The sequence below is a fragment of the Limnohabitans sp. WS1 genome (genome assembly GCF_003063265.1).
GTDB lineage: Bacteria > Pseudomonadota > Gammaproteobacteria > Burkholderiales > Burkholderiaceae_C > Limnohabitans_A.
On record NZ_NERU01000020.1, the window covers coordinates 48,724 to 71,881 of the forward strand.

17 protein-coding genes are annotated in these 23,158 nt (G+C 61.2%); 9 read left to right on the plus strand and 8 right to left on the minus strand.

Going from position 1 to position 23,158, the window contains the following annotated elements; translation table 11 throughout:
• Window positions 1-110 precede the first annotated feature (110 nt).
• Complete coding sequence (locus B9Z48_RS18610; protein WP_108380257.1) at window positions 111-1,505, plus strand: serine protease; 1,395 nt, start codon at window positions 111-113, stop codon at window positions 1,503-1,505.
• Between the two features lie 64 nt (window positions 1,506-1,569).
• Here B9Z48_RS18610 and B9Z48_RS18615 read toward each other — a convergent pair whose 3' ends face one another.
• Together B9Z48_RS18615 and B9Z48_RS18620 are read right to left on the minus strand one after the other, a co-directional pair.
• Window positions 1,570-2,103, minus strand: coding sequence for a flavodoxin family protein (locus B9Z48_RS18615; protein WP_108380268.1), 534 nt, complete (start codon window positions 2,101-2,103; stop codon window positions 1,570-1,572).
• Between the two features lie 40 nt (window positions 2,104-2,143).
• Window positions 2,144-2,857: a pirin family protein gene (locus B9Z48_RS18620; RefSeq protein WP_108380269.1), complete on the minus strand. Its 714-nt coding sequence runs from the start codon at window positions 2,855-2,857 to the stop codon at window positions 2,144-2,146.
• A 132-nt stretch (window positions 2,858-2,989) separates the two neighbouring features.
• Between B9Z48_RS18620 and B9Z48_RS18625 the strand changes: the two genes are divergently transcribed.
• The 4 genes from B9Z48_RS18625 to B9Z48_RS18640 all read left to right on the plus strand — a co-directional run bounded on the left by B9Z48_RS18625 (window position 2,990) and on the right by B9Z48_RS18640 (window position 6,463).
• Window positions 2,990-3,928 (plus strand): LysR family transcriptional regulator, encoded by a 939-nt coding sequence (locus B9Z48_RS18625; RefSeq protein ID WP_108380258.1) that lies wholly within the window; start codon window positions 2,990-2,992, stop codon window positions 3,926-3,928.
• A gap of 77 nt (window positions 3,929-4,005) precedes the next feature.
• Complete coding sequence (locus tag B9Z48_RS18630) at window positions 4,006-5,052, plus strand: NAD(P)/FAD-dependent oxidoreductase (RefSeq protein WP_089951674.1); 1,047 nt, start codon at window positions 4,006-4,008, stop codon at window positions 5,050-5,052.
• A 6-nt stretch (window positions 5,053-5,058) separates the two neighbouring features.
• A complete protein-coding gene (gluQRS, locus tag B9Z48_RS18635; protein WP_108380259.1) occupies window positions 5,059-5,952 on the plus strand; it encodes a tRNA glutamyl-Q(34) synthetase GluQRS in 894 nt (297 codons plus the stop codon).
• Between the two features lie 31 nt (window positions 5,953-5,983).
• Window positions 5,984-6,463 carry a glycine zipper family protein gene (locus tag B9Z48_RS18640; protein ID WP_146186329.1) on the plus strand — a complete coding sequence of 160 codons (480 nt, stop codon included), beginning with the start codon at window positions 5,984-5,986 and terminating at the stop codon, window positions 6,461-6,463.
• A gap of 646 nt (window positions 6,464-7,109) precedes the next feature.
• Here the strand turns inward: B9Z48_RS18640 and B9Z48_RS18645 are convergent.
• The gene (locus B9Z48_RS18645; protein WP_108380260.1) at window positions 7,110-10,535 is read right to left on the minus strand and encodes a DEAD/DEAH box helicase; all 3,426 of its coding nucleotides are present in this window, start codon (window positions 10,533-10,535) and stop codon (window positions 7,110-7,112) included.
• A gap of 12 nt (window positions 10,536-10,547) precedes the next feature.
• The gene (gene purL, locus B9Z48_RS18650) at window positions 10,548-14,534 is read right to left on the minus strand and encodes a phosphoribosylformylglycinamidine synthase (protein WP_108380261.1); all 3,987 of its coding nucleotides are present in this window, start codon (window positions 14,532-14,534) and stop codon (window positions 10,548-10,550) included.
• 215 nt (window positions 14,535-14,749) lie between these two features.
• On the opposite strand from purL, the gene B9Z48_RS18655 reads away from it, so the two are divergent.
• The gene (locus B9Z48_RS18655; protein WP_089963719.1) at window positions 14,750-15,010 is read left to right on the plus strand and encodes a CopG family ribbon-helix-helix protein; all 261 of its coding nucleotides are present in this window, start codon (window positions 14,750-14,752) and stop codon (window positions 15,008-15,010) included.
• Entirely contained in the window at window positions 15,003-15,272 is a 270-nt protein-coding gene (locus B9Z48_RS18660; protein WP_089963712.1) for a type II toxin-antitoxin system RelE/ParE family toxin, read from the plus strand. The genes B9Z48_RS18655 and B9Z48_RS18660 overlap by 8 nt, the downstream gene beginning before the upstream one ends.
• A gap of 112 nt (window positions 15,273-15,384) precedes the next feature.
• On the opposite strand, the gene B9Z48_RS18665 is transcribed toward B9Z48_RS18660, so the two are convergent.
• The 3 genes from B9Z48_RS18665 to B9Z48_RS18675 are packed head-to-tail and all read right to left on the minus strand — an operon-like array spanning window position 15,385 to window position 18,280.
• Window positions 15,385-16,728, minus strand: a complete 1,344-nt coding sequence (locus B9Z48_RS18665) for an NAD(P)H-dependent oxidoreductase (RefSeq protein WP_089963710.1) — start codon at window positions 16,726-16,728, stop codon at window positions 15,385-15,387.
• A complete protein-coding gene (locus B9Z48_RS18670; RefSeq protein WP_089963709.1) occupies window positions 16,725-17,597 on the minus strand; it encodes a phytanoyl-CoA dioxygenase family protein in 873 nt (290 codons plus the stop codon). The genes B9Z48_RS18665 and B9Z48_RS18670 overlap by 4 nt, the downstream gene beginning before the upstream one ends.
• Entirely contained in the window at window positions 17,594-18,280 is a 687-nt protein-coding gene (locus tag B9Z48_RS18675) for a GntR family transcriptional regulator (protein WP_089963706.1), read from the minus strand. The genes B9Z48_RS18670 and B9Z48_RS18675 overlap by 4 nt, the downstream gene beginning before the upstream one ends.
• A gap of 491 nt (window positions 18,281-18,771) precedes the next feature.
• Between B9Z48_RS18675 and map the strand changes: the two genes are divergently transcribed.
• Entirely contained in the window at window positions 18,772-19,599 is an 828-nt protein-coding gene (map, locus tag B9Z48_RS18680; RefSeq protein ID WP_089963704.1) for a type I methionyl aminopeptidase, read from the plus strand.
• Window position 19,600: 1 nt separating this feature from the next.
• Entirely contained in the window at window positions 19,601-22,276 is a 2,676-nt protein-coding gene (locus B9Z48_RS18685) for a [protein-PII] uridylyltransferase (RefSeq protein WP_108380262.1), read from the plus strand.
• Window positions 22,277-22,524: 248 nt separating this feature from the next.
• Here the strand turns inward: B9Z48_RS18685 and B9Z48_RS18690 are convergent, their stop codons facing one another.
• Window positions 22,525-23,151: an AAA family ATPase gene (locus tag B9Z48_RS18690; RefSeq protein ID WP_108380263.1), complete on the minus strand. Its 627-nt coding sequence runs from the start codon at window positions 23,149-23,151 to the stop codon at window positions 22,525-22,527.
• Window positions 23,152-23,158: the final 7 nt, after the last annotated feature.

The window sequence follows — 23,158 nt, forward strand, 5'->3', positions numbered from 1 at the left end:
AATGCAACTTTTATTGTTATTATTGTTTCTCGCATTTTGAGGAATTGAATACTCTCATTGGCGTACAAAACAACAATTAACACAATACTTACAAGAAAAACTGTTAAATCATGAATACAAAAAAAGCACTCAAAACTAGTCTTTTGTGCTGGAGCTTCATCACAGCGGGGGTCATGGGCCTGATGGCTTGTGGCGGCTCAACGGCCAAGCCTGGCGTTGAGACCGGTGGGGAAACGATGAACATCTCAGGCATTGCACGTTTTGAGGGACCTCAGCACTGCACAGCTTTTGCGCTGGACTGGGGTCAGGATCAGGCACCGGCCTACGCCCTGACCAGCGGGCATTGCGTGCAAAACTATTCAGACCCCGAGTCGGTTTACCAAGTGGTGCAGAACCAGCCTGGCCAAGGACAGCTGGTTTTTAAATACGACAACAGCACAGCCAGCCAACAAATCACGGTGCCCGTGCGTGAAGTCGTCTACAGCACCCTGAACCAAACCGATCTGGCGGTGCTGCGACTCGAAGGCACTGTGGCCCAGCTGCGGGCCCAAGGCATTGCGCCCTTGAAACTGCAAAACACCCCGGCCCCCGCCCTCAGCAGCGTGACGGTGGTGGGTGCCCCCATGGGTCAATTTTTGAAAAAAATACAGTGCGCTTTGGGCCAGCGCACCGACGTGACCGAATTCACTTGGGTCTGGCAAGCCTTGCAAGCCAACGATTGCCAAGGCGTAGAACCGGGCATGTCGGGCTCACCCGTGATCAACCGACTGAATCAAGAGGTCGTGGGTGTCATCAACACCACCACACAGGACATGGTGGACACGGTGACCTGCTATTTGGGCTCACCTTGTGAAATCACCCCCTGGGGCACAGCACCTCAGCGCCAACGTGCCTACAGCGTGCCAACCGACACGCTGTCAGGCTGTTTTGACAATGGGCTTTGGGATGTGTCGCAGCCGCGCTGCACTTTGCCCCGGTCCGGCCCTGCCCTGACCTTGGACGGCCTGTACAGCCCCCTGCAAAACACCTTGCCGGGGCGTCGCTGGCAGTTTGGGGGAACGGCCGATGCCAACACGCGCATCAAAATCGTCAAAGCCGGGTCCGACAGCTGCCAAAACCCCAATGGCTATCAAAACTACAAAGATGACCCCCATCCCTTGATCGCCACGGAAGAAGGCGTTTACCTGGCCTGCTTGCAAAACGAGACCGGGCTGACCACCTGGCCCTTGCAGGTGGACAACACCGCGTCAACGCTCGAACCCCGTTTCAAAGTCTTGGAGGCCAACGAGCGCAGCACTTATATAGAGCTGCTCTATGCCGTGCCCGAAATCACCCGTTTTGAATACACCACGGCACGCAGCACTTTGGCCTGCCAGACGGCCCGTGGTTTTCAGGCTTACTGGAACGTGCCGGTGGATCTGGGCCCCAGGCCCGTGGTGTTGTGCACCAAAACCTTTGACCGGGCTGGCAATGAAAGTCGGGTTTGGGCACACGCCTTGAACTGATCAACTCAAAAAAAAGCCCCTCACCCAGGTGAGGGGCTCAAGGGCATGACAAGCCCCTGATCGATCAGCCGCGCAATTTGGCGGCCACGGCGGCCACGCGCTCACCGTAGGCTTTGGCGGTGTCCAGATCGCCTTGGGGAATGTCTTCGGCCGGGCTGGTGGGGCCCACTTGCGCCATCACACCGGAATTGGAGCCGATGCGGTTGATGGTGCCGTCGTTCATGGCCGGCTGGCCCACCCAGACCATGCCTTGCTGCATGGCCAGGGTGATGAAGTACTGGATGGTGGACAGCTTGTCACCACTGGGGCTGGCCGAGATGGTGAAACCGCCCGCCACCTTGTCTTTCCAGGCGCTGCTGAACCAGCGTTTAGACGTGGCGTCGGCAAACTTCTTGAACTGCCACGAGGCCATGCCCATGTAGGTGGGCGAGCCAAAAATGATGGCGTCGGCCGCGTCCAGGGCCGCCCAGTCGGCCTCGGTGATGTTGCCGTCGGCGTCGATGGCGATGCTTTGGGCGTTGGCACCTTGGGCCACAAACTGGGCCACACGCTGGGTGTGGCCGTAGCCGGAATGGAAAACAACAACGGTTTGGGTCATGAAAAACTCCTTGAAACGATGAAAAAAAGACTGAAAAAAATCAGGGGGCCAGATCGAACACCAGCACTTCGGCATCCTCACCCTGGCTCAAACTCAAAGCCGACTCGCCTTGCAGCAGGGCCGCGTCACCGGCCTCGAGCGACTGGCCATTGGCCTGCAAGCGGCCACGCACCAAAAACACATAGGCCTTGCGGGCCGGGTCCAAACTCAAATGGGCCGTTTCTGCGCCTTCCAACAAACCCGCGTACATGCGGGCATCGGCGTGGATCTGCACCGTGTGATCGGTCGCTTGCGGGTCGGCGGGGGGAGCGGCCACCAAGGCCAGTTGCCCGCGCTTGACACTCTCGGGCACGGTTTTTTGCTCGTAGCCGGGGTCAATGCCCGTCACGTTGGGCTCGATCCAGATTTGCAAAAAGTGCGTCTGCTCACCTTGGGCATGGTTGAACTCGCTGTGTCGCACACCGCTGCCCGCGCTCATGCGCTGCACGTCGCCCGGCGGAATACCCTTCACATTGCCCATGCTGTCTTGGTGGGCCAAATTGCCCGAAAGCACATAGCTGATGATTTCCATGTCGCGGTGGCCGTGGGTGCCAAAGCCGGTGCCGGGCGCGATGCGGTCTTCGTTGATGACGCGCAGGTTGCCAAAACCCATGTGGGCCGGGTCAAAGTAATTGGCAAAAGAAAAGCTGTGAAAGGACTTGAGCCAGCCGTGGTCGGCGTAGCCGCGTTCGGTGGATTTGCGCAAGGTGAGCATGGGATTCTCCTGGTCAGCGGTGTGCGGCAAGGGCCGCACAAACAAGCCTGAACTTTAACGAAGGACAGTCCCCGCAGGGTGGCCCGCATTTGCTGGCATCATTCAAAATATTTCAATAGTCAGACCACCACCATGCAAACGCCACGCGACTGGCTCACACCCGAGGCCCTCTTGATGCTGCAAACCATTGGCCAACAAGGCAGCTTTGCCGCCGCCGCCCGCACGCTGAACCTGGTGCCCAGCGCCCTGACCTACCGGGTGCGCCAAATCGAAGATGCGCTGGACGTGCTGCTGTTTGACCGCAGTGCCCGCCAGGCCGTGCCCACCGCCGCAGGCCGCGAGTTGTTGCGCGAGGCCAGCCGCTTGCTCGACGACATGGACGCCGTGGCCAACCGGGTGCGCCGTGTGGCCACGGGCTGGGAAGCGGTGTTCACGGTGGCCGTCGACACCATCGTCTCACGCAGTGTGGTCATGGACCTGTGCGCCCGTTTTTTGGCGCTGGGTGCGCCCACCCGGCTGAGGCTGCGCTACGAGACCTTATCGGGCACCCTGGCCGCCCTCACCTCAGGTCAGGCCGATTTGGCCTTGGGCGTGGTGCTGGAGCCGGGCTTGCAAAACGACATCCGTCATGCGGTGCTGGGCGACATCGCTTTTGTGTATGCCGTGGCCCCTCACCATCCACTGGCCCAAGCCCCCGAGCCGCTGAGTGACCTCAGTTTGCAGCAGCACCGCGCCGTGGCGGTGGCCGACTCGGTCAGCCGGGGCACGGGCCTGACCATGGGTTTGCAAGGCGGGCAAGACGTGTTCACCGTGCCCGACATGACCAGCAAACTGGAGGCGCAGCTGCGCGGTTTGGGCGGTGGTTTTTTGCCAGAGACCTTGGCCAGGCCCTTCATCGACAAGGGCCTGCTGGTCCCCAAAAGCGTCCACACCCCACGCACCAACACCTGCCACCATGCCTGGCGCGACACGCCCCAAGCACCGGCCGGACAAGCTTTGCGCTGGTGGTTGACTCAACTGGAAAGTCCGGCGACACGCCAGGCGCTTTTGCGGCCGTCGCAGCGTGTGTGAAGCCGTCCACCAACACCCGCATCGGGGATAACCCACCCGGGTGGTTTCAAGCCCCATTTCTCAGCTAAAGTGATTACATGAACACACAACACATCGCCATCATTGGAGTCGGCATGGCCGGCGTGACTTGCGCACGCACTTTGCGCCAGGCCGGACACAACGTCACCTTGTTTGAAAAAAGCCGGGGCTTAGGCGGGCGCATGTCGACCCGGTCCAGCGCTTTTGGCAGCTTTGACCACGGAGCGCAGTATTTCACGGTGCGCGACCCGCGCTTTGAGCTGGCCATCGGCACCGCCCCCGGCGTGTGCAAACCCTGGAGCGCCAACGCGGTGCGTGTGCTGGACCCCAATGGCCGCGTGATCGAGGCGGGCCTGCCCGGTGGTGAGCGCCATTGGGTGGCTGCACCCGGCATGAACGCTTTGGTCAAGGCCTGGGCAACGCCCTTGGTGGAAGACGGCAATGTGCAGCTGCAAACCCGGGTCACCCTCATGTCGGCCGACCCCCTGAAGAAAAACGGCTGGCAACTGCACACCGAAGGTGAAGACGGCGGGCAGCAGGTGTATGCCGGTTTCGACAAGGTGATTTTGGCCATCCCACCCGCCCAAGCCGCCGCGTTGCTCAGCGCCTCGGGTCTGAGCGACTTGGCCGCGCCATTGAGCTCGGTGACGGTGGACCCTTGCTGGACACTGATGTTGGCCTACCCCCAGGCCGTGCAACCGGGCTTGATCACCATTGGCCCCCAATGGAATGCCGCCCGCAGCACGCACCACCGCATTGCCTGGATGGCGCGTGAATCGTCCAAACCCGGGCGCGAACGCATTGAACGCTGGACCGTGCAGGCCAGTGCCCCATGGTCGGCCGAACATGTGAACGACACCCCCGAGCGGGTCAAAGGCAAGCTGATCAAGGCCTTTGCCGAAATCACCGGCATCCGTGTCACCCCGGCCCATGCCGAGGTGCACCGCTGGCTGTACGCCAAAACGGCACAACCCTTGGGCCAAAGCTTTTTATGGTCCAAAGACACAGGCGTGGGCTTGTGTGGCGACTGGTGTTTGGGCCACCGGGTCGAAGACGCCTTTGTCTCGGGCCTGGAGTTGGCTTTGGCGGTGCTCCAAAAACGCTGAGCCTGCATGCCCGGGGACTACACAGGCCGGTTTGCACCCTCGCCAACCGGCCTTTTGCATGCGGGCTCACTGGTGGCGGCACTGGCCAGTTGGCTGGACGCACGCAGCCGTGGCGGCCGGTGGCTCGTGCGCATCGAAGACGTGGACACACCACGCTGTGTGCCGGGGGCTGACCAGGCCATCTTGCAACAGTTGGCGGCCTGCGGTTTGGTGCCCGATGGCCCCGTTGTGTGGCAAAGCCAGCGCGGCGACGTTTATGCCGACGCCTTGCAAACCCTGGTGAATAAAGGCTGGGCCTATCCGTGTGGCTGCTCACGCAAAGACATTGAATCGGCCCAAACCGTGGCCCGGCACAGCGCTGCGGTGTACCCCGGAACTTGCCGCGAAGGCCTGGGTGGCAAACCCGCACGCGCCTGGCGACTGAATGTGCGGGCCGTACAAAATGCCTTGGGCTTGTCCGCCCTCACCCACTGGACCGACCGTCGCCTGGGGCCGCAACAACAAAACGTGAACGAAGACGTAGGCGACTTTGTGCTGCGCCGCGCCGACGGCCTTTGGGCCTATCAGTTGGCCGTGGTGGTGGACGACGCCGCCCAAGGCATCACCCATGTGGTGCGCGGCCAAGACTTGGCCGACAACACGGCTCGGCAAATCGTGCTGCAGCACGCCTTGGGTTTGCCGTCACCCCAATACCTGCACACCCCCTTGGTGCTGGGCAGCCATGGCGAAAAGCTCAGCAAACAAAACGGAGCCCTGGCGCTTGAGCTGCACAACCCGCCAGCTGTGCTGAAAGCGCTCAACACAGCGGCGCAGGCGCTGGGCCTGCGCCCCACGACCACACACAGTGCAGAACGTGCGCTGCACCAGTGGCTGGCGCAACAGACCTCACAAGACTGCTAGGATCGACGCTGAACAACCCGTTGAGACGATTGTGAACACCCCAAGACCCTGCCCCCACCCCAGCAGCCGCATCGCCGCAGCCAGCCTTTTCATCAGCGGGTTGCTGGTGGGCTGTGCCAGCACCGACAACGCCAGTCCCAGCGCCCCGGTGCTTTACCCCAATGCCGCTTACAAGAGCATGGGCGAGCTGGCCGCCAAACAACACCTGAGCCAGTGCGTGGCCCAAGCCCAAGCCAGCGGGCTGAGCCCTGGTGACGAGCGCCATGGCGTGGCTGCAGGCGCCAAGATGGGCGCCGCTGTGGCCGGTGTCACGGGCGCGGTCACGGGCCTGGTTTTGGGGCGCGGTCATGTGAACGATGCCTTGAAATACGGCGCACAAAGCGCTGTCATTGGGGCCGCAGCAGGCGCAACCCGCGGTGCCATGAGCCCACAACAAGCCAACCCCGTGTTTCGCCAGTTCGTGCAGCGCTGCGCCTCAGAGCGAGGTCTGGAAGTCATTGGTTGGCAATGAGCCAGCATCCTGGCCGAAGCCCCCTTTTGTAGGCCCGGCACCCTCGCCGCGATACAGCCTCGCAGCCCCCCTCATCGCCCCGAGGGCGGGGCTCCCACAAGAATCGCCGCCCCCCCTTTTAGGAGCTGCGCCCTCGCCGCGATTGAGCCTCGCAGACCCCCACATCGCCCCGAGGGCGGGGCTCCCACAAGAATCGCCGTCCCCCCTTTTGTAGGCCCGGCACCCTCGCCGCGATTGAGCCTCGCAGCCCCCTCCATCGCCCCGAGGGCGGGGCTCCCACAAGAATCGCCGTCCCCCTTTTGTAGGAGCGGCGCCCTCGCCGCGATTGAGCCTCGCAGACCCCCACATCGCCCCGAGGGCGGGGCTCACACAAGAATCGCCGTCCCCCCTTTTGTAGGAGCGGCGCCCTCGCCGCGATTGAGCCTCGCAGACCACCCCCCATCGCCCCGAGGGCGGGGCTCACACAAGAATCGCTGTGACCATTTTGTAGGAGCGGCGCCCTCGCCGCGATTGAGCCTCGCAGACCCCCACATCGCCCCGAGGGCGGGGCTCACACAAGAATCGCTGTGCTCATCAAACATCACTGGGCCATGTCAATCGATGGCCATGCCATGGCACGGCGCATCTGCCGACGTCAGTGCCCCCATCAATCCCCGAGAGGCTTGAACAACTCGTTCAAATCGGCTTCGCCAAAAAGGGGTTCTTTGCGCTGAACAGCCCCCTCGTACATGTCTTTGGCCAATTGGGCTTTGCGCTCCTGCAAGGCCAGCATGCGCTCTTCAATGGTGCCCTGAGCCACCAGTTTGACCACCCACACACTTTGGGTTTGCCCCAGACGGTGCGCCCGGTCAGTGGCTTGATTTTCGACAGCCGGATTCCACCAAGGGTCGTAATGGATCACCGTGTCGGCCTGCGGCAGGTTCAAGCCCACGCCGCCTGCCTTCAGGCTGATCAAAAACAAGGGCACCTGGCCAGTGGTGAACTGGTCAATGATGGCATCGCGGTTTTTGCTTTGCCCGGTCAGTTTGACCCATGGAATGTTCAAAGCCGGCAAGGCTTCTTCAATCAAAGCCAGCATTTCGGTGAACTGCGAAAACAACAAAATCTTGCGTCCTTCGGCCACCATTTCCGGCAACATGTCCAGCAATTGCGCCAACTTGGCCGAGGTCTTGACCTGCAGACCGGTGTTCATTTTGAGCAGCCGTGGGTCACAACAGACCTGACGCAATTTGAGCAGCGCATCGAGGATGGTGATTTGCGATTTGCCCAAACCTTGTGTGCTCAAGGCCTCGCGCACGGTTTTTTCCATGCCCAGGCGAATGGTTTCATACAGGTCCGCTTGTGGCCCAGACAACAAGACCGGCATCAAGGTCTCGATCTTGGGTGGCAGTTCGCTGGCCACCAGGTCTTTGGTGCGCCGAAGCATGAAGGGCGTGATGCGGTCACGCAGCTGGGTCATTCGCCCGGCGTCGCCGTGGCGCTCAATCGGGTTGCGAAACAGTTCAGTGAAACGTTTTTGGCTGCCCAAAAAACCCGGCATCAAAAAGTGAAACTGACTCCACAACTCACCCAAATGGTTTTCAATGGGCGTGCCCGACAGGCACAAGCGGTGTTGGGCTGGAATTTCGGAGACAGTCTGGGCAGCATAACTGTTGGCGTTTTTGATGTTTTGCGCTTCATCCAGCACCAAAACATGCCAGGCCATGGACACCCACAACTCACGGTCACGCGAGAGCAAGGAATAGGCCGTGATCACCACGTCGTAAGCCCGGAGGTCGGCCACTTCGCCGTGCCGTGTCAAACCGTGGTGCACATGGGTGGTCAAGCTGGGGCAAAAGCGTGCGGCCTCGCGCTGCCAATTGCCCAACAAACTCACCGGTGCCACGATCAAGGCCGGCTCGGTCAATCGACCCGCCTGCTTTTCCGTCAGGATGTGGGCCAGCGTTTGCAAGGTTTTGCCCAAGCCCATGTCGTCCGCCAAAATGCCGGCCAAACGGTGTTCGCGCAAAAACTGCAGCCAATTGAGGCCTTGCTGTTGGTAAGGCCGAAGCGTGGCCTGCAAGCCTTCTGGGCAAGGCACATCGGGCAGCGTGTTTTGGCCGCGCATTTGCAGCATCATGTGCTGCAAGCGTTGAGCGCCCTGCCAAACGGCCCCCTCCCCCAAAGAGGCGGCGCAGCGCAAAGCATCCATGCGCGACAAACGCAGCACATCACCGTCCCAATCCCGACCGCGCTCGCCATGCAGCTCCATCAAGGTGGCCAGCCAAGGTCGGATTTTGGCGGTGGGCAGCTTCACATAGCCCGGTCCCTGCAAATCGGGCAAGTAAAGGTAGGGGGCCAACTCAGGGGCATCGGCCCCATCAGAGGCCTCTGCTGCCACCGCCGCCGTGCGGGCCAGTGCCGCCACAATGGCCGGCACCCAAGGCAAGATGTTCACCCTTTTCCCGTCCAAATCCATGCCCAAAGACAAGTCAAACCAGGGCGATGTGTCGTCCAGCTCATTCGGGTCGGTCAAACTGACCTTCACGTCTTGGGCTTGGCGCAGCCAATGACTCATGCCATCGCGCTGGTGCACCTGCAGGCCCGCTTGGCGCAAAACGGCAAAATCAGACTCCAGCCATTGCAGCCAAAGATCCTCAGCTTGCGGGCCACTCATGGTCAACACGTCGTCTTGTTGGCGCTCAAGGCCCAGAGCATTCAGCTGGTCCCAAATGGCTTGTTCGGCCGCCAAGTGACGCACCAAAATCTGCGACTGCCCAGCCACCCGCACCACCACGCGTGTGGGTTGAGTTGGCCAGCGGCCCTCAACGCCGTCGTAATTGAAGGCCAGTTGCGCCTCAAACAAGCCTTTTTCTGAGCGCCGTGCAGCGGGCAAGGCCGTCAAGGTGAGCACGCCTTGAGGCAGCACACCCCGAATTTCAGGCATTTGCTCGATCACGGGGGGCAAGGGCAAAGAGCCCAAACGGGTGATCAACTGTTGCTGCAACTTGACTGCCACGCGCTCGGGCACCACGGGAGACTGACTCAACAAGACCAGTTGGTCCGCGCTCATGCCCTGGGTGTCCAACAAACCACACACCCCCAGTTCGGGGTCCACATACATGGGCGGCTCATTAAAAGCATGCACCACACCGTCTTTTTCGGCACGCAATTGCAACTGCCAACCCGAAGGTTGGGGGTCTTGCGCCGCCGTAGCTTGCCACTGGCCCACCACAGGCAAGCTCACATCGGTCCAGTGCAAGACCTGCAAATGCCGCTCACCATCCCACATCAACCGTCCGGTTTGGCTGCACATTTTGAGCAGCAATTGAGCGGCCAGTCCCTGCAACTTGACGGCGCTGTGAAAGCCATACGAGCTGAAACTGTTGGTGGCCGGGCAGGCTTTGAACAAGTCAAAAATGCCCCGCTCCATCGGGGCAGAGGTGCGCCAAACGGGGTCATGCGGCAAGGGTTCGCTGCTGACTTTTTTGGGCTTGCTCCACAAGCCATCGCGTTTGAGGCTGGCCCGGTTGATGGTCAAGTGAAAGACCGGTCTGTGCCCCAGTGTGGCCGCAGACAAGATGTACAAAAAGTGCTCTGCCGTGCCAGAGGGCAAACTGAAGCCGTGCGACATGTTGGCCGTTTCAAGCCGGTCCAGCCATTCCTGCACTTGCTGCTCAGACTGCTGCAAGGCGTTTTCCAGGCGCTGCTGGTGTTGAAACTCGGCGTTTTCGTCAGACAGGGCCTCATCGGAGGGCTGTTCCAGCATGTGAAAGCCCTGCATCGCCGCGTGAATGCCCAAAGCCGCGCCGTGTCGGCACATGCGGCCCACCGCGCAGGTGCAGGTCGAGCGCCAGGCCTGCAAATTGCCGCCATCGGACACCCGCACATGGGCTTTGACCTGAAAAGGGGTCGGCTCGCGACCTTCTTGAACCTGGGCTTGCAGCGACCAGCCCTCGGCTTCACTCGTCATTTTGGCCGAGACCACCTCGTTTTGCAGGTACAGCGACGTGCCTTTGGCCCAAGAGTTGGAGTCAAAGTAAAACGCCAGCTGCGAGGGCGGAAACCACTTTTCAGAAACCACGGATTTCATGCATTCAGACGCTTAAGCGACCCACTTGCGGGCGTTTTGCCACACGCGCAGCCAGGGGCTGGTGTCGGCCACATTGCCGCTGGTCCAGCTCATCTGAACATTGCGGAACACGCGTTCGGGGTGCGGCATCATGGCCGTGAAGCGCCCATCAGCCGTGGTCACGGCCGTGAGGCCACCCGCGCTGCCGTTGGGGTTGAAGGGGTACTGCTCGGTGGCTTCGCCGTGGTTGTCCACAAAGCGCATCGCGCCAATGGCTTGGGTTGGGTTGCCCCTGTGCTTGAAGTTGGCAAAACCTTCGCCGTGCGCCACCGCAATCGGCAAGCGGCTGCCCGCCATGCCTTGCAAGAACAAGCTGGGCGATTCCAGCACCTCGACCATGGACAGGCGGGCTTCAAAGCGCTCGCTCTGGTTGGTGGTGAAACGTGGCCAATCTTGCGCACCCGGAATGATGTCGGCCAGTTCGGCAAACATCTGGCAGCCGTTGCACACCCCCAGACCAAAGGTGTCGGTGCGGCCAAAAAAGCCCTTGAACTGCTCGGCCAAAGCCGGGTTGAAAGTGATGGAGCGCGCCCAGCCGATGCCTGCGCCCAGCGTGTCGCCGTAGCTGAAACCGCCACAAGCCACCAAGCCCTGGAAGTCGGCCAAGTTGGCGCGGCCCGATTGCAAATCGGTCATGTGCACGTCGTGCGACTCAAAACCGGCTTTGTGGAAGGCGTAGGCCATTTCCACATGCGAGTTGACGCCCTGCTCGCGCAGGATAGCCACCTTGGGGCTCGACAAATTCAGGAATGGCGCGGCCACGTTGTCTGCCGGGTCAAAGCTCAGGGATACATGCATGCCGGGGTCATCAGCACGGCCAGCGGCAGCGTGTTCGGCATCGGCGCAGGCGGGGTTGTCGCGCTGCTGGCAAATCTTCCAGCTCACGCTGTCCCAGACCTGGTGCAGGTCTTCGAGCTTGGCGGCAAACACCTCTTTGGTGTCGCGCCAGATGCTCAGCTCGCCCACGCCTTTTTGGATGGTCGATTGCACGGGACGGGTTTTGCCAATGACATGCGTGTGTTTGGACAGGCCGTGTTCGCGCAGGGTTTGCAGCACCGCGTTGCGGTCTGCGGTGCGCACCTGCAGCACCACACCCAACTCTTCGTTGAACAGCGCTTTGAGCGTGAGTTCGTCGCGGCGGGCACTGACTTGGCCCGCCCAGTTCTTGGCGTCGCCGTGGTCGGCGCGGCTGTCGGTGATGCCATCGCCTTCGGTCACCAGCATGTCCACATTGAGGGCCACGCCCACATGGCCTGCAAAAGCCATTTCGGCCACTGCCGCCAGCAAGCCACCGTCGCTGCGGTCGTGGTAGGCCAGGATCTGGCCTTGCGCACGCAAGGTGTTGATGGCCTTGACCAGATTGACCAGCGCTTGCGGGTCTTCGAGATCGGGCACGCTGTCGCCAAATTGACCCAGCACTTGGCCCAGCACGCTGCCGCCCATGCGGTTTTGGCCTTGGCCCAAGTCGATCAAGAGCAGGCTGGTGTCATCGGTTTTTGCGTCCAGTTGCGGCGTGAACGTGCCGCGCACATCGGGCAAGCTGGCGAAGGCGGTGATGATCAGGCTGACAGGCGAAGTGACTTTGTGGGTTTCACCCTTTTCGGTCCACTGTGTGCGCATCGACAAACTGTCTTTGCCCACAGGGATCGAGATGTCGAGCGCCGGGCACAGTTCCATGCCCACGGCCTTGACGGTTTCGTACAGCGCGGCGTCTTCGCCCGGTTCGCCGCAAGCGGCCATCCAGTTGGCGGACATCTTGACGCGGGGCAACTCGATAGGCGCGGCCAACAAATTGGTGATGGCCTCGGCCACAGCCATGCGGCCTGAGGCGGCGGCGTTGAGCGAAGCCAGCGGCGTGCGCTCGCCCATGCTCATGGCTTCACCGGCAAAGCCTTGGTAATCGGCCAGGGTCACAGCCACATCGGCCACGGGCACTTGCCAAGGGCCGACCATCTGGTCGCGGTGCGTCAAGCCGCCCACGGCGCGGTCGCCAATGGTGATGAGGAAACGCTTGGACGCCACCGTGGGGTGGCTCAGCACGTCGATCACGGCTTTTTGCAGCGACACACCTGTGAGGTCCATCACGGGCGACTGGCGCACCACGGTCTTCACATCGCGGTGCATTTTGGGCGGCTTGCCCAGCAGCACGTCCATGGGCATATCCACCGGAGATTCGCTGCCTTGGTCTTCCAGCACCAACTGGCGCTCTTCAGTCGCCACACCGATCACCGCAAACGGGCAGCGCTCGCGTTCGCAAAAGGCGGTGAACTGCGCCAAAGACTCGGGCGCAATCGCCATGACATAGCGTTCTTGACTCTCGTTGGACCAGATTTCTTTGGGCGACAAGCCCGACTCTTCCAGCTTCACAGCGCGCAAATCAAAACGTGCGCCACGACCAGCGTCGTTGGTCAGCTCGGGGAAGGCGTTGGACAAACCACCCGCGCCGACGTCGTGGATGGCCAGAATCGGGTTGTGGGCACCCTGCGCCCAGCAGTGGTTGATGACCTCTTGCGCTCGTCGCTCGATCTCGGGGTTGCCGCGCTGCACCGAGTCAAAGTCGAGGTTGGCGGCGTTGGTGCCGGTGGCCATGGAACTGGCCGCGCTGCCGCCCATGCCGATGCGCATGCCAGGGCCGCCCAATTGAATGAGCAAGCTGCCGGCAGGGAATTCGATCTTTTGGGTTTGCTCGGCGTCGATCTGGCCCAAACCGCCCGCGATCATGATGGGCTTGTGGTAACCCCGCACCACGCCGTCCACGGTTTGTTCGTATTCGCGGAAATAGCCCAGCAAGTTGGGGCGGCCAAACTCGTTGTTGAACGCCGCGCCACCCAAGGGGCCTTCGGTCATGATTTGCAAGGGGCTGGCGATGTGCTCGGGCTTGCCGCCCGCTTGATCCGACATGCCGCCCCAGAGTTTGGACACGGTGAAGCCCGACAAACCCGCCTTGGGCTTGGAGCCGCGACCGGTTGCACCTTCGTCGCGGATCTCGCCACCCGCGCCTGTGGATGCGCCGGGGAATGGCGAAATCGCGGTCGGGTGGTTGTGGGTTTCGACCTTCATCAGCACATGGTGCAAAGCTTGTTCGGCTTGGTAAGCCGCGCCCTGCCCCGAAGTTCTGGCGACAAAACGCTCCACCGTGTGGCCTTCCATGACCGAGGCGTTGTCCGAATAGGCCACCACCGTGTGCTGGGGGCTCAGCTGGTGCGTGTTGCGGATCATGCCGAACAGGCTCTTGGGCTGGGCCACGCCGTCGATGGTGAACTCGGCGTTGAAAATCTTGTGGCGGCAGTGCTCGCTGTTGGCCTGCGCAAACATCATCAATTCCACATCGGTGGGGTTGCGCTTGAGGTTCGTGAACGCCGCGACCAAATAATCGATTTCGTCTTCGGCCAGGGCCAGGCCCCAGGTCTTGTTGGCTGTTTCAAGTGCAGCGCGGCCACCGCCCAGCACGTCCACATGGTCCATCGGTGCAGGGTCAAGTGCCGTGAACAAGGCCGCAGCCTCATCGCGGCTGGGCATGGCCGACTCGGTCATGCGGTCGTGCAGAACGGACGCGACTTGGCCCAGTTGTTCGGCGGAAAGTTTAGCGCTGCTGAACAAGCCCGACTTGAGCGTCAAACGGTATTCGGTCAGGCGCTCGACCCGGCGCACCTCAAAACCGCAGTTGTGGGCGATGTCGGTGGCCTTGGAGGCCCAAGGCGACACGGTGCCCAAGCGGGGGCTGACCACGATCACGGGGCCGTCAACCGGTCCGGCATAGGGTTCGCCGTAAGTCAACAATGCAGCAAGAGTCTTCTTTTGGGCCTCGGCCAAAGGCGCGATTGTGGCGACCAAGTGGACAAATCTGGCTGAAATGCCCTGAATTTGCGGCGAAATGGTTGCCAATCGTGGCAAAAGCTGGGCAATGCGAAAGTCGCTGAGGGCGCTGGCGCCTTCAAAAGTCGTGATGTGCAGGGACACGGGGTGGCCTTGTAAAGAGACGGAAAACCGTTGTTCCGGGGCCGCTGACTGGGGCTGTCCGGCAAAGGCGGTATTTTAACGGGGGAAACCCTGATTTGAGGCTGGCCGAACAGTTCTGAGCGGTCCTCCTGCCAAAGTGAAACAAGTCGACCAAAACTTGACCATCGCAACGTCATTCATACAATACAGCGTATTACATGCAACACACCCACGCCATGACTTCACCCTCCGCCAAAGAAGCCACGACCCGAACCATCAATGTCCGGTTGCCAGCCAGCGTGTATGAGCAACTCGAGGACTTGGCGAAGGCCACATCTCGCACGAAAAGTTTTGTCACTTTGGAGGCCTTGACCAGTTACCTCAACGAGCAAAGCTGGCAAATCACAGACATCGAAGCGGCGATTTCAGAAGCCGACAGCGGAGATTTCGCCTCACGAGAGCAAGTCCAAACCGTGATGGCCAAATACGGTGCGTGATCTGATTTGGACGAACCGCGCTTTGAAACGGCTCGACGATATTGCCGATTTCATTGCAAGAGACAACCCGCTTCGTGCACAGACTTTTGTCGTTGAACTGCGCAACAAGCTGGAAGTGTTGAAAACCCAAAGTTTGGGCCGAGCAGGTCGTGTATTCGGGACCAAAGAACTGGTTCTTCACCCCAACTATTTGGCGGTCTACCGGATCAAAGCGGATCAAGTGCAAGTTCTGACGATCTTGCACACTGCGCAAAACAAATGATCTCCTGGTCGATTCATGGCATGCAAGTTCAAAACCGAGGTCTTGCTGAAACGAACTGCCCCAAAAAAGCCGTGTAGCTCACGCGGCACGGCTTGTCTGGTCACATCCTCGTTCACCCCAACACCGAAGTCGCCTCCATCTCGCGCCGGATTTGGTAGGCGTGGGTGCTGGTGTCCATGGCCACGTCGTCCCAAGTGAGGCTTTGGCCTTTGGCCACGGGGCGAATGACCTTGACGCCATGGGCCAGGCCCAGCGGCACGCCGCCCATGCGCTTGGAGGTGGCCGCCGGCAGCAGCTTGCCCCAGACGGTGTAGCCGCCCTCGCCGTCCAGCATGTCACCGGGTTTCAAGTCGCGCTTGGCCGTGGCCACCACGTCGGCGTTCCAGCCGATGGCCACACCCGTGGGTTCGTTGCGCAGGGCCACACTCGCCACGCTCACGCCCACTTCGAGGCCAATCAAATGCCAGCGCTTGTAAAGCGTGAAGTAACGGCCCGAAGGGTCAGTGTGGGCGTTGTACTCTTCAAAGCAGTTTTTGATGTAGTCGGTCTCGGCTTCCACCGTGACCCAAACGCCCATGCGGATGTCGTAGGGGATTTTTCGGCCATCGGTTTCCAAACTGGAGATCACCTCGACCATGCCCTTGCGCTCCAGCACGCCGCCTTCCGAGATCGGGCGAGTGACGTAAGGGATGTCTTCCACGCTGGCGGGTGGGTAGAGCAAGCCATTGCTCGGCACACCCAAGCCGGTGGCATTGGACACCGCCGTGCTCTCGATCGAGGGCTTGGAGCCGTCCAGAAAGCTGTTGAACATTTTGGGGTTGAGCCCGCCGCGCTCGGCCTGCTCGGGCGTGAGGCCGTAATAGCCCCACACCGTCTCGGGTGTGGATTCGCAAAAGTGCGGCAGCCACTTGTGGCCCCGGCCTGCGGCCACGACCGGAAATCCGCAGGTGCGGGCCCAATCGACCAAATCACAAATCAAAGCAGGCTGGTCGCCAAAGGCCAGCGAATAGACCACGCCAGCCGTCTGGGCACGGGTGGCGAGCAAGGGGCCACAAAAGGCGTCGGCCTCTACCGTGACGTTGACCACATGTTTGCGGTGTGCAAAGGCTTCCAGAATGTGGTCCACTGCGTGCAGGGGCGAGCCGGTGCACTCGACGATCACGTCCACCGCCGGGTGGCGCACCAGGCTTTGCCAGTCGTCGCCCACATGGGTGGTGCCGTTTTTGACGGCATCGTCCAAGCTGCTGGCCGTGAGGCGCCCGGCCTCCCAGCCCACGCGGGCCAGATTGGTGCGGGCGTTGTCGGGTGACAGGTCGGCAATGCCCACCAGGTGCACACCGGGTGTGCGGGGAATCTGCGCCAAATACATGGAGCCGAATTTGCCCGCGCCGATCAGGCCGATGCGGATGGGGCGGTTTTCAGCGGCGCGTTGCAGGAGTTTGGCGTGCAGGTTCATGCGGCTTCTTTCAACACATCGAGCGAGGTTTTCAGGGCGCTTTCGGGCATGCCGCTCTTCCAGGGCAAGTCCACCGGGTAGCTGTTGACCAGGCAGTCGTCGGGCAAGCAGCTGATGGGGGTGAAGTCGCGGTGGGCGATGTATTCGGGGCGCTTGTGGCGGCGGATGTGGTTGGACACGGCGCACAAGCTCAGGTACACGCTCACCCGGTTCCAAGGCGAGAGGTTGCTGGCCGAAGCGTGCACCAAGCAGCTGTGGAACAAGATCATCGAGCCGGCTGGACCGGTGGGGCTGACGATGCCGCCTTCTTTGCCGCCCGCCCTTTCGACCAACTGGGCAATCAGGTCGTTGTCCACCGTCCACAGGGGGTAGCTGGTGGTGGACAGGTCATGTTTGGCCTCGACCACGCCTTTTTTGTGGCTGCCTGGGATGAACATCAGCGGGCCGTTGAAGGGGTTCACGTCGTCCAAGAAAATCGCCACGTTCATGGCCCGTTCGGTGGGCATCATGTCGTCGTTGAGCCAGGTGCCGTAGTCCTGGTGCCACTGCCACACATCGCCTTCAAAAGCCATCTTTCCGTTGATCTTGAACTGGTGCATGTACAGCTCTTCGCCAAACAGGTCTTGCACGGGCTCGATCATGCGGGGGTGGCGGGCCAACTTGGCAAAGGGCTCGCTGTACATGTGGGCCGCAAAGTTGGTGCGCACGGCGTCGCTGCCTTTTTCGCGCACGTTGTAGGCCTCGCGGCGGCTGTACAACTCGGGCACGGCATCGGTCAGGTTTTTGGTTTCTTCGGGCGTGAACAGGCCGGGAAAGAACAAATAACCCTCGCGGTCAAATTGTTCGAGTTGTTCGGGGGTCAGTCTCATGCTTGTGCTCCTGTTTTGAGGTGTTGAATTTGTTCGGAAAGTCGGGCCGTGAGTTGCACGCTGGCCTCGTGGGCGTGTTCTTGCACCAGGCGCACTGCCGCATCGGCGTCACCGCTGGCAATCGCTTGGGCTATGGCTTCGTGTTCGTCCCACACGGTTTGGCGCTGGTGCGATGACTGCAGCACCGCGCCCATGACGCGTTTGAGATGGTGCCAATGCAGCTCAATGCTTTGGGCGATGAGGGGGTTGCCAGAGGCTTGGTAAATGGCGCGGTGAAAGGCCAGGTCGGCCTGAATCATGGCCTGCACGTCACGCGTTTGGTGGACCTCTCTGCCCTGGCGCATGACCTCTGGGTCGATCTTTGCGCCCCGCTCGGCGGCCAATCGCACAGCCAAGGCATCCAGACTGCCACGCACTTGGTACACCTGGGCAATCCAGTTCACATCGAGTTGCGTGACTTGCACGCCTCGGCCGGGGGCGTCTTCGACAAAGCCGTCTTTTTTGAGCAATCGCAGGGCTTGCAAGACGGGTTGGCGCGATACGGCAAAGCGCTGAGCCAAATCGTCTTGGGTCAATCGCTCGCCCGGGGCCAAAGTGCCCTCGCTGATGGCGTCGAGCAAACGGGCATAAATTTGCTCCACCAGATCGGGGGCTGTGGTCAGTTGAAGGGGTTGCGGGCTCATGTCTGTATACAGAATACAAAGATTCAAAGCGACCTAGAATGGGTGCTTACCCGAAGTTCAACGCTGAAACGGCTTCTTTGGCATGAACGCGTTGGGCGAAGACCCGTGTTTGACCGAGCCCCATTCGTGTAAGTTCCCTGCATTCTGTGGGTGCCCGATTTTTTGTGGGCCCTGCATTTTGTGGGAGCCCCGCCCCCGGGGCGATGGGTCGTGGAGGCTGCCTGCATTTTGTGGGAGCCCCGCCCCCGGGGCGATGGGTGGTGGTCTGCGAGGCTTTTCGCGACGGGGGCGTCGCTCCTACAGGAGGCTGTGGGAGCCCCGCCCCCGGGGCGATGGGTCGTGGTTTGCGAGGCTTTTCGGGGCGGGGGCGTCGCTCCTACAAATTAAGGGGCTGTGCACAGACCCAAGGGCCACATTTGTAAAGACCCCCCGCAGGGATGATTGACGCTTGCGACACGCACACAAAGGCCTCAATGGGATAATCGAGCCCTATGACGATCACCCTCAAAACCGCCCAAGACATCGAAGGCATGCGCGTGGCTTGCCGCCTGGCCTCCGAAGTCCTCGACTACATCGCACCGTTCATCAAGCCGGGCATCACCACCAACGAGATTGACAAGCTCTGCCACGACTACATGGTCGATGTGCAAGGTTGCATTCCCGCCCCGCTGAACTACGCGCCGGGGGGTTACAAGCCCTATCCCAAGTCGATCTGCACCTCGATCAACCACCAGGTCTGCCACGGCATTCCCAATGACAAGCCGCTCAAAAAAGGCGACTCGGTCAACATCGACATCACCACCATCAAGGACGGTTGGCACGGTGACACCAGCCGGATGTTCCATGTGGGCGAGGCCTCGATTGCGGCCAAACGCCTGGCCAGCGTGACCTACGAAGCCATGTGGAAAGGCATTGAGCAAGTCAAGCCCGGTGCCCATTTGGGCGACATTGGCCATGCCATTCAAAAGTTTGCCGAAGGCCACGGCTTTTCTGTGGTGCGTGAGTTTTGTGGTCACGGCATTGGCCGGGGCTTTCATGAAGAGCCGCAAGTGCTGCACTACGGCAAGCCCGGCACCCTGGTCGAGTTGGTGCCCGGCATGGTCTTCACCATCGAGCCCATGATCAACGCGGGCAAGCGCGACATCAAGGAAATGGGCGACGGCTGGACCATCGTGACCAAAGACCATTCGCTGTCGGCCCAATGGGAGCACACGGTGGTGGTGACCGAAACCGGCTACGAGGTCTTGACCTTGTCTGCAGGCAGCCCCGCCGTCCCGGCATTCATCCAGCCCGTCATCATCGACCAAGCCACCGCCTGAGATGAGCGTTCAGGCCTCCTCCACAGACCCAGCAAGCCCTGAGGGGCTCTCGCCCTTGGCCGTCCTGGCCCAGCTGCGCGAGACCTACAAGCACGACAAAGCTGCCGTTTTGCATGGCTTGGCGCACAGCGGGGCCGTGGCGCGAGGGCTCAAGCAAACCCTTCGTCAACTGTCCATCCTGGCCGATGGCCTGCTGATTCAGTTGTGGCAAAACGCGGGATTTGCGCCAGATGTGTGCTTGGTGGCCGTGGGGGGCTTTGGGCGGGCCGAGCTGTTTCCCTCTTCGGATGTGGATGTTTTGGTGCTCTTGCCCGATGGCCAGTCGCCCGAGTCTTCGCCCGAGTTGCAAGCGCAGCTGGAGCGCTTCATTGGCAGCTGCTGGGACACGGGCCTGGAAATCGGCTCAAGTGTGCGCACCCTGAGCGAGTGCCTGGCCGAGTCGGCCAAAGACATCACGGTGCAAACCTCGCTGCTGGAGTCGCGCCGCGTGACCGGCAACACCCGCTTGTTCACCGAGTTTCAAAAGCAGTTCCAGGCGGCCATGGACCCGCAGGCTTTTTGGGTGGCCAAAACCCTGGAAATGCGCCAGCGCCACACCAAATACGAAGACACGCCTTACGCCCTGGAGCCCAACTGCAAGGAATCGCCCGGCGGGCTGCGCGACTTGCAGGTAATTTTGTGGGTGGCCCGCGCTGCGGGCTTGGGCCACAGCTGGGACGAACTGGCCCGCAAAGGGCTGGCCACGCCCCTGGAGGCGCGGCAAATCAAGCGCAACGAAGCCCTGCTGGGCCTGATCCGCGCCCGCTTGCACCTGCAAGCAAAACGCCGTGAAGACCGGCTGGTGTTTGACCTGCAGACCAATGTGGCCGAGTCGTTTGGCTATGCGTCAGACGTGACGCCCGAGGGCCGCTTGGCCCTGCGTGCCAGCGAAAAGCTGATGCGCCAATACTATTGGGCCGCCAAGGCGGTGACCCAGCTCAACCAGATTTTGCTGCTCAACATCGAAGACAGGCTGCAAGCCGACCGGGGTGAATCGGTCACCGATTTCCGGCCACTGAACGAACGGTTTTTTGAAAAAGCCGGGCTGATTGAAGTGGCCAGCGACGACCTGTACCAAAAGCACCCGCACGCCATCCTCGAGACCTTTTTGCTCTACCAAGCCACGCCGGGTGTTAAGGGCTTGTCGGCCCGCACGCTCAGGGCGCTGTACAACGTGCGTTCCATCATGAACGGGCGCTTTCGGGCCGACCCGGTCAACCGCCAGACCTTTTTGCAAATTCTGCAGGAGCCTCTGGGCATCACGCACGCCATGCGCTTGATGAACGAGACCTCGGTGCTGGGGCGCTATTTGTGGGTGTTTCGGCGCATCGTGGGACAGATGCAGCACGACCTTTTTCATGCCTACACGGTGGACCAGCACATCCTGATGGTGCTGCGCAATGTGCGGCGCTTTTTCATGGCCGAGCACGCCCACGAATACCCGTTTTGCTCGCAACTGGCCGGGGGATGGGACAAGCCCTGGATTTTGTACACCGCCGCATTGTTTCACGACATTGCCAAAGGCCGGGGCGGCGACCACTCCAAGCTGGGCATTGCCGAGGTGCGCACTTTCTGCCGCCAGCACGGGGTCGACAAAGCCGACGCCCAGTTGGTCGAGTTTTTGGTGGGCGAGCACCTGACCATGAGCCATGTGGCCCAAAAAGAAGACCTGAGCGACCCCGAAGTCATTGCCCGGTTTGCCCAGCGCGTGGGCAACGAGCGTCGCCTGACTGCGCTGTATTTGCTCACCGTGGCCGACATTCGCGGCACCAGCCCCAAGGTGTGGAACGCCTGGAAAGGCAAGCTGCTGGAAGACCTGTACAAATCCACCCTGCGTGTGCTGGGCGGCCGCGCACCGGACGCCAACGCCGAAGTCGAGGCCCGCAAGCGCGACGCCCTGATCGAGCTGGCCCGCCACAGCGAACCGCACGAAGGCCAAAAAGCCCTGTGGGACACGCTGGATGTGGGCTACTTCATGCGCCACGACGCGTCGGACATCGCCTGGCACGCCCGCCAGCTCTCGCGCCATGTGGCCAAACCCGCCGATGGCCCGGGCAAACCCATTGTGCGTGCCCGCATATCGCCAGTGGGCGAAGGCCTGCAAGTGCTGGTTTTCTCGCCCGATCAACCCGACTTGTTTGCCCGCATTTGTGGTCATTTTGACCAGTCAGGCTTCAGCATTTTGGACGCCAAGATCCACACCACCCGCACTGGCTGGGCGCTGGACACCTTCCAGATCGTCACGCCCATGCTGCCCGAGCACTACCGTGAACTGCTGAGCATGGTCGAGTCCGGCCTGACACAAACCCTGGAAAAACAAGGCCCCTTGCCCGCCCCCACCCGCGGACGGGTGTCACGCCGCGTGAAAAGCTTCCCGGTCACCCCGCGCGTGAGCCTGAACCCCGACGACAAGGCCCAAAGCTGGCTGCTCAGCATCTCGGCCAGTGACCGCATCGGCCTGCTTTACAACATCGCGCGCGTTCTGGCCAAACATGGCCTGCATTTGCGACTCGCCAAAATCAGCACCCTGGGCGAACGCGTGGAAGACACCTTCCTCATCAGCGGAGCTGAGTTGCAACAAAACAAAGCACAAATCGAAATCGAGACAGAGTTGTTGGGGGCGCTGCAGTCTGCTTGATTTGGCGTTTTTGATCGAATATTTGTTGGTTTTTGACGTTTTCCGATCGCCTGTGTGGCTCATCCTCGAGCGCTTTTCATCCTTGTATGTTTGGCATCCTCGGGCTTGACCCGATGGTCCATGGCTAATTGAACATGGATTCCGGGACAAGTCAGGAATGACGAACTCTGCAATTCAAACTTCATGCGGCCGAATCTACAACTTGTCACCGTTGTGCCCAGGCCAGGCCCCCAGGCAAGCATCACAGACTACAAGGATCGCGGTGCGTGTGGCGCAGATGGCTGCACCTTTTTGGCCCACGCCGGAGGCCGGGGCACCTGCCAATGCCACACACCGTGACGCCAGCGCGCCACCAGTTTGGGGCCGGAAATCCCGTTGCGGCCCACACCGGATGTGTCGTACAGCAAAGCCAAATCGGCCAAAGGCATGGCCTGCTGCAAATGCTGCAAGGTGCGTGGATAGCGTGCCAGGATGCGCTCTGGCGGCACATCGTGCCCGCCTTCGGCCACCCGTTGCGCCACCCGGCCCAACAGCTGACGCGGATCGTTGACACACACCACCAGCAACACCACCGCAAAGCCTGCGGCTCGGGCCTCTTGCATCAAAGTCAGCTTGGACGGGTGAGAAAACACCGTCTCGCTCACAAACGACAGCCCTTGCGCCAAAGAAGCCGCACGACGGGCATCGGCCCAAGTCCGCGCCTGGGCCGAACGGGCTTGTGGATCGGTGATGTGCTGCAAGGCAGCGGCTTCGTGCAGGTCCGCATTCACAAACTCCGCCCCGGCCGGAAGCAAGCCCGATGAGACGGCAGAGCGGTACAGCGTGGATTTGCCCGCCCCGTTGGGGCCGGCCAGCAAATAAAAAACGGGTTTCAAACGAGGC

Bases quoted from the DNA above. Each gene is read 5' to 3' on its own strand.
- B9Z48_RS18610 (WP_108380257.1), top strand. From the start codon at position 111: ATGAATACAAAAAAAGCACTCAAAACTAGTCTTTTGTGCTGGAGCTTC.
- B9Z48_RS18615 (WP_108380268.1), bottom strand. From the start codon at position 2,103: ATGACCCAAACCGTTGTTGTTTTCCATTCCGGCTACGGCCACACCCAG.
- B9Z48_RS18620 (WP_108380269.1), bottom strand. From the start codon at position 2,857: ATGCTCACCTTGCGCAAATCCACCGAACGCGGCTACGCCGACCACGGC.
- B9Z48_RS18625 (WP_108380258.1), top strand. From the start codon at position 2,990: ATGCAAACGCCACGCGACTGGCTCACACCCGAGGCCCTCTTGATGCTG.
- B9Z48_RS18630 (WP_089951674.1), top strand. From the start codon at position 4,006: ATGAACACACAACACATCGCCATCATTGGAGTCGGCATGGCCGGCGTG.
- gluQRS (WP_108380259.1), top strand. From the start codon at position 5,059: ATGCCCGGGGACTACACAGGCCGGTTTGCACCCTCGCCAACCGGCCTT.
- B9Z48_RS18645 (WP_108380260.1), bottom strand. From the start codon at position 10,535: ATGAAATCCGTGGTTTCTGAAAAGTGGTTTCCGCCCTCGCAGCTGGCG.
- B9Z48_RS18655 (WP_089963719.1), top strand. From the start codon at position 14,750: ATGACTTCACCCTCCGCCAAAGAAGCCACGACCCGAACCATCAATGTC.
- B9Z48_RS18665 (WP_089963710.1), bottom strand. From the start codon at position 16,728: ATGAACCTGCACGCCAAACTCCTGCAACGCGCCGCTGAAAACCGCCCC.
- B9Z48_RS18670 (WP_089963709.1), bottom strand. From the start codon at position 17,597: ATGAGACTGACCCCCGAACAACTCGAACAATTTGACCGCGAGGGTTAT.
- B9Z48_RS18675 (WP_089963706.1), bottom strand. From the start codon at position 18,280: ATGAGCCCGCAACCCCTTCAACTGACCACAGCCCCCGATCTGGTGGAG.
- map (WP_089963704.1), top strand. From the start codon at position 18,772: ATGACGATCACCCTCAAAACCGCCCAAGACATCGAAGGCATGCGCGTG.
- B9Z48_RS18685 (WP_108380262.1), top strand. From the start codon at position 19,601: ATGAGCGTTCAGGCCTCCTCCACAGACCCAGCAAGCCCTGAGGGGCTC.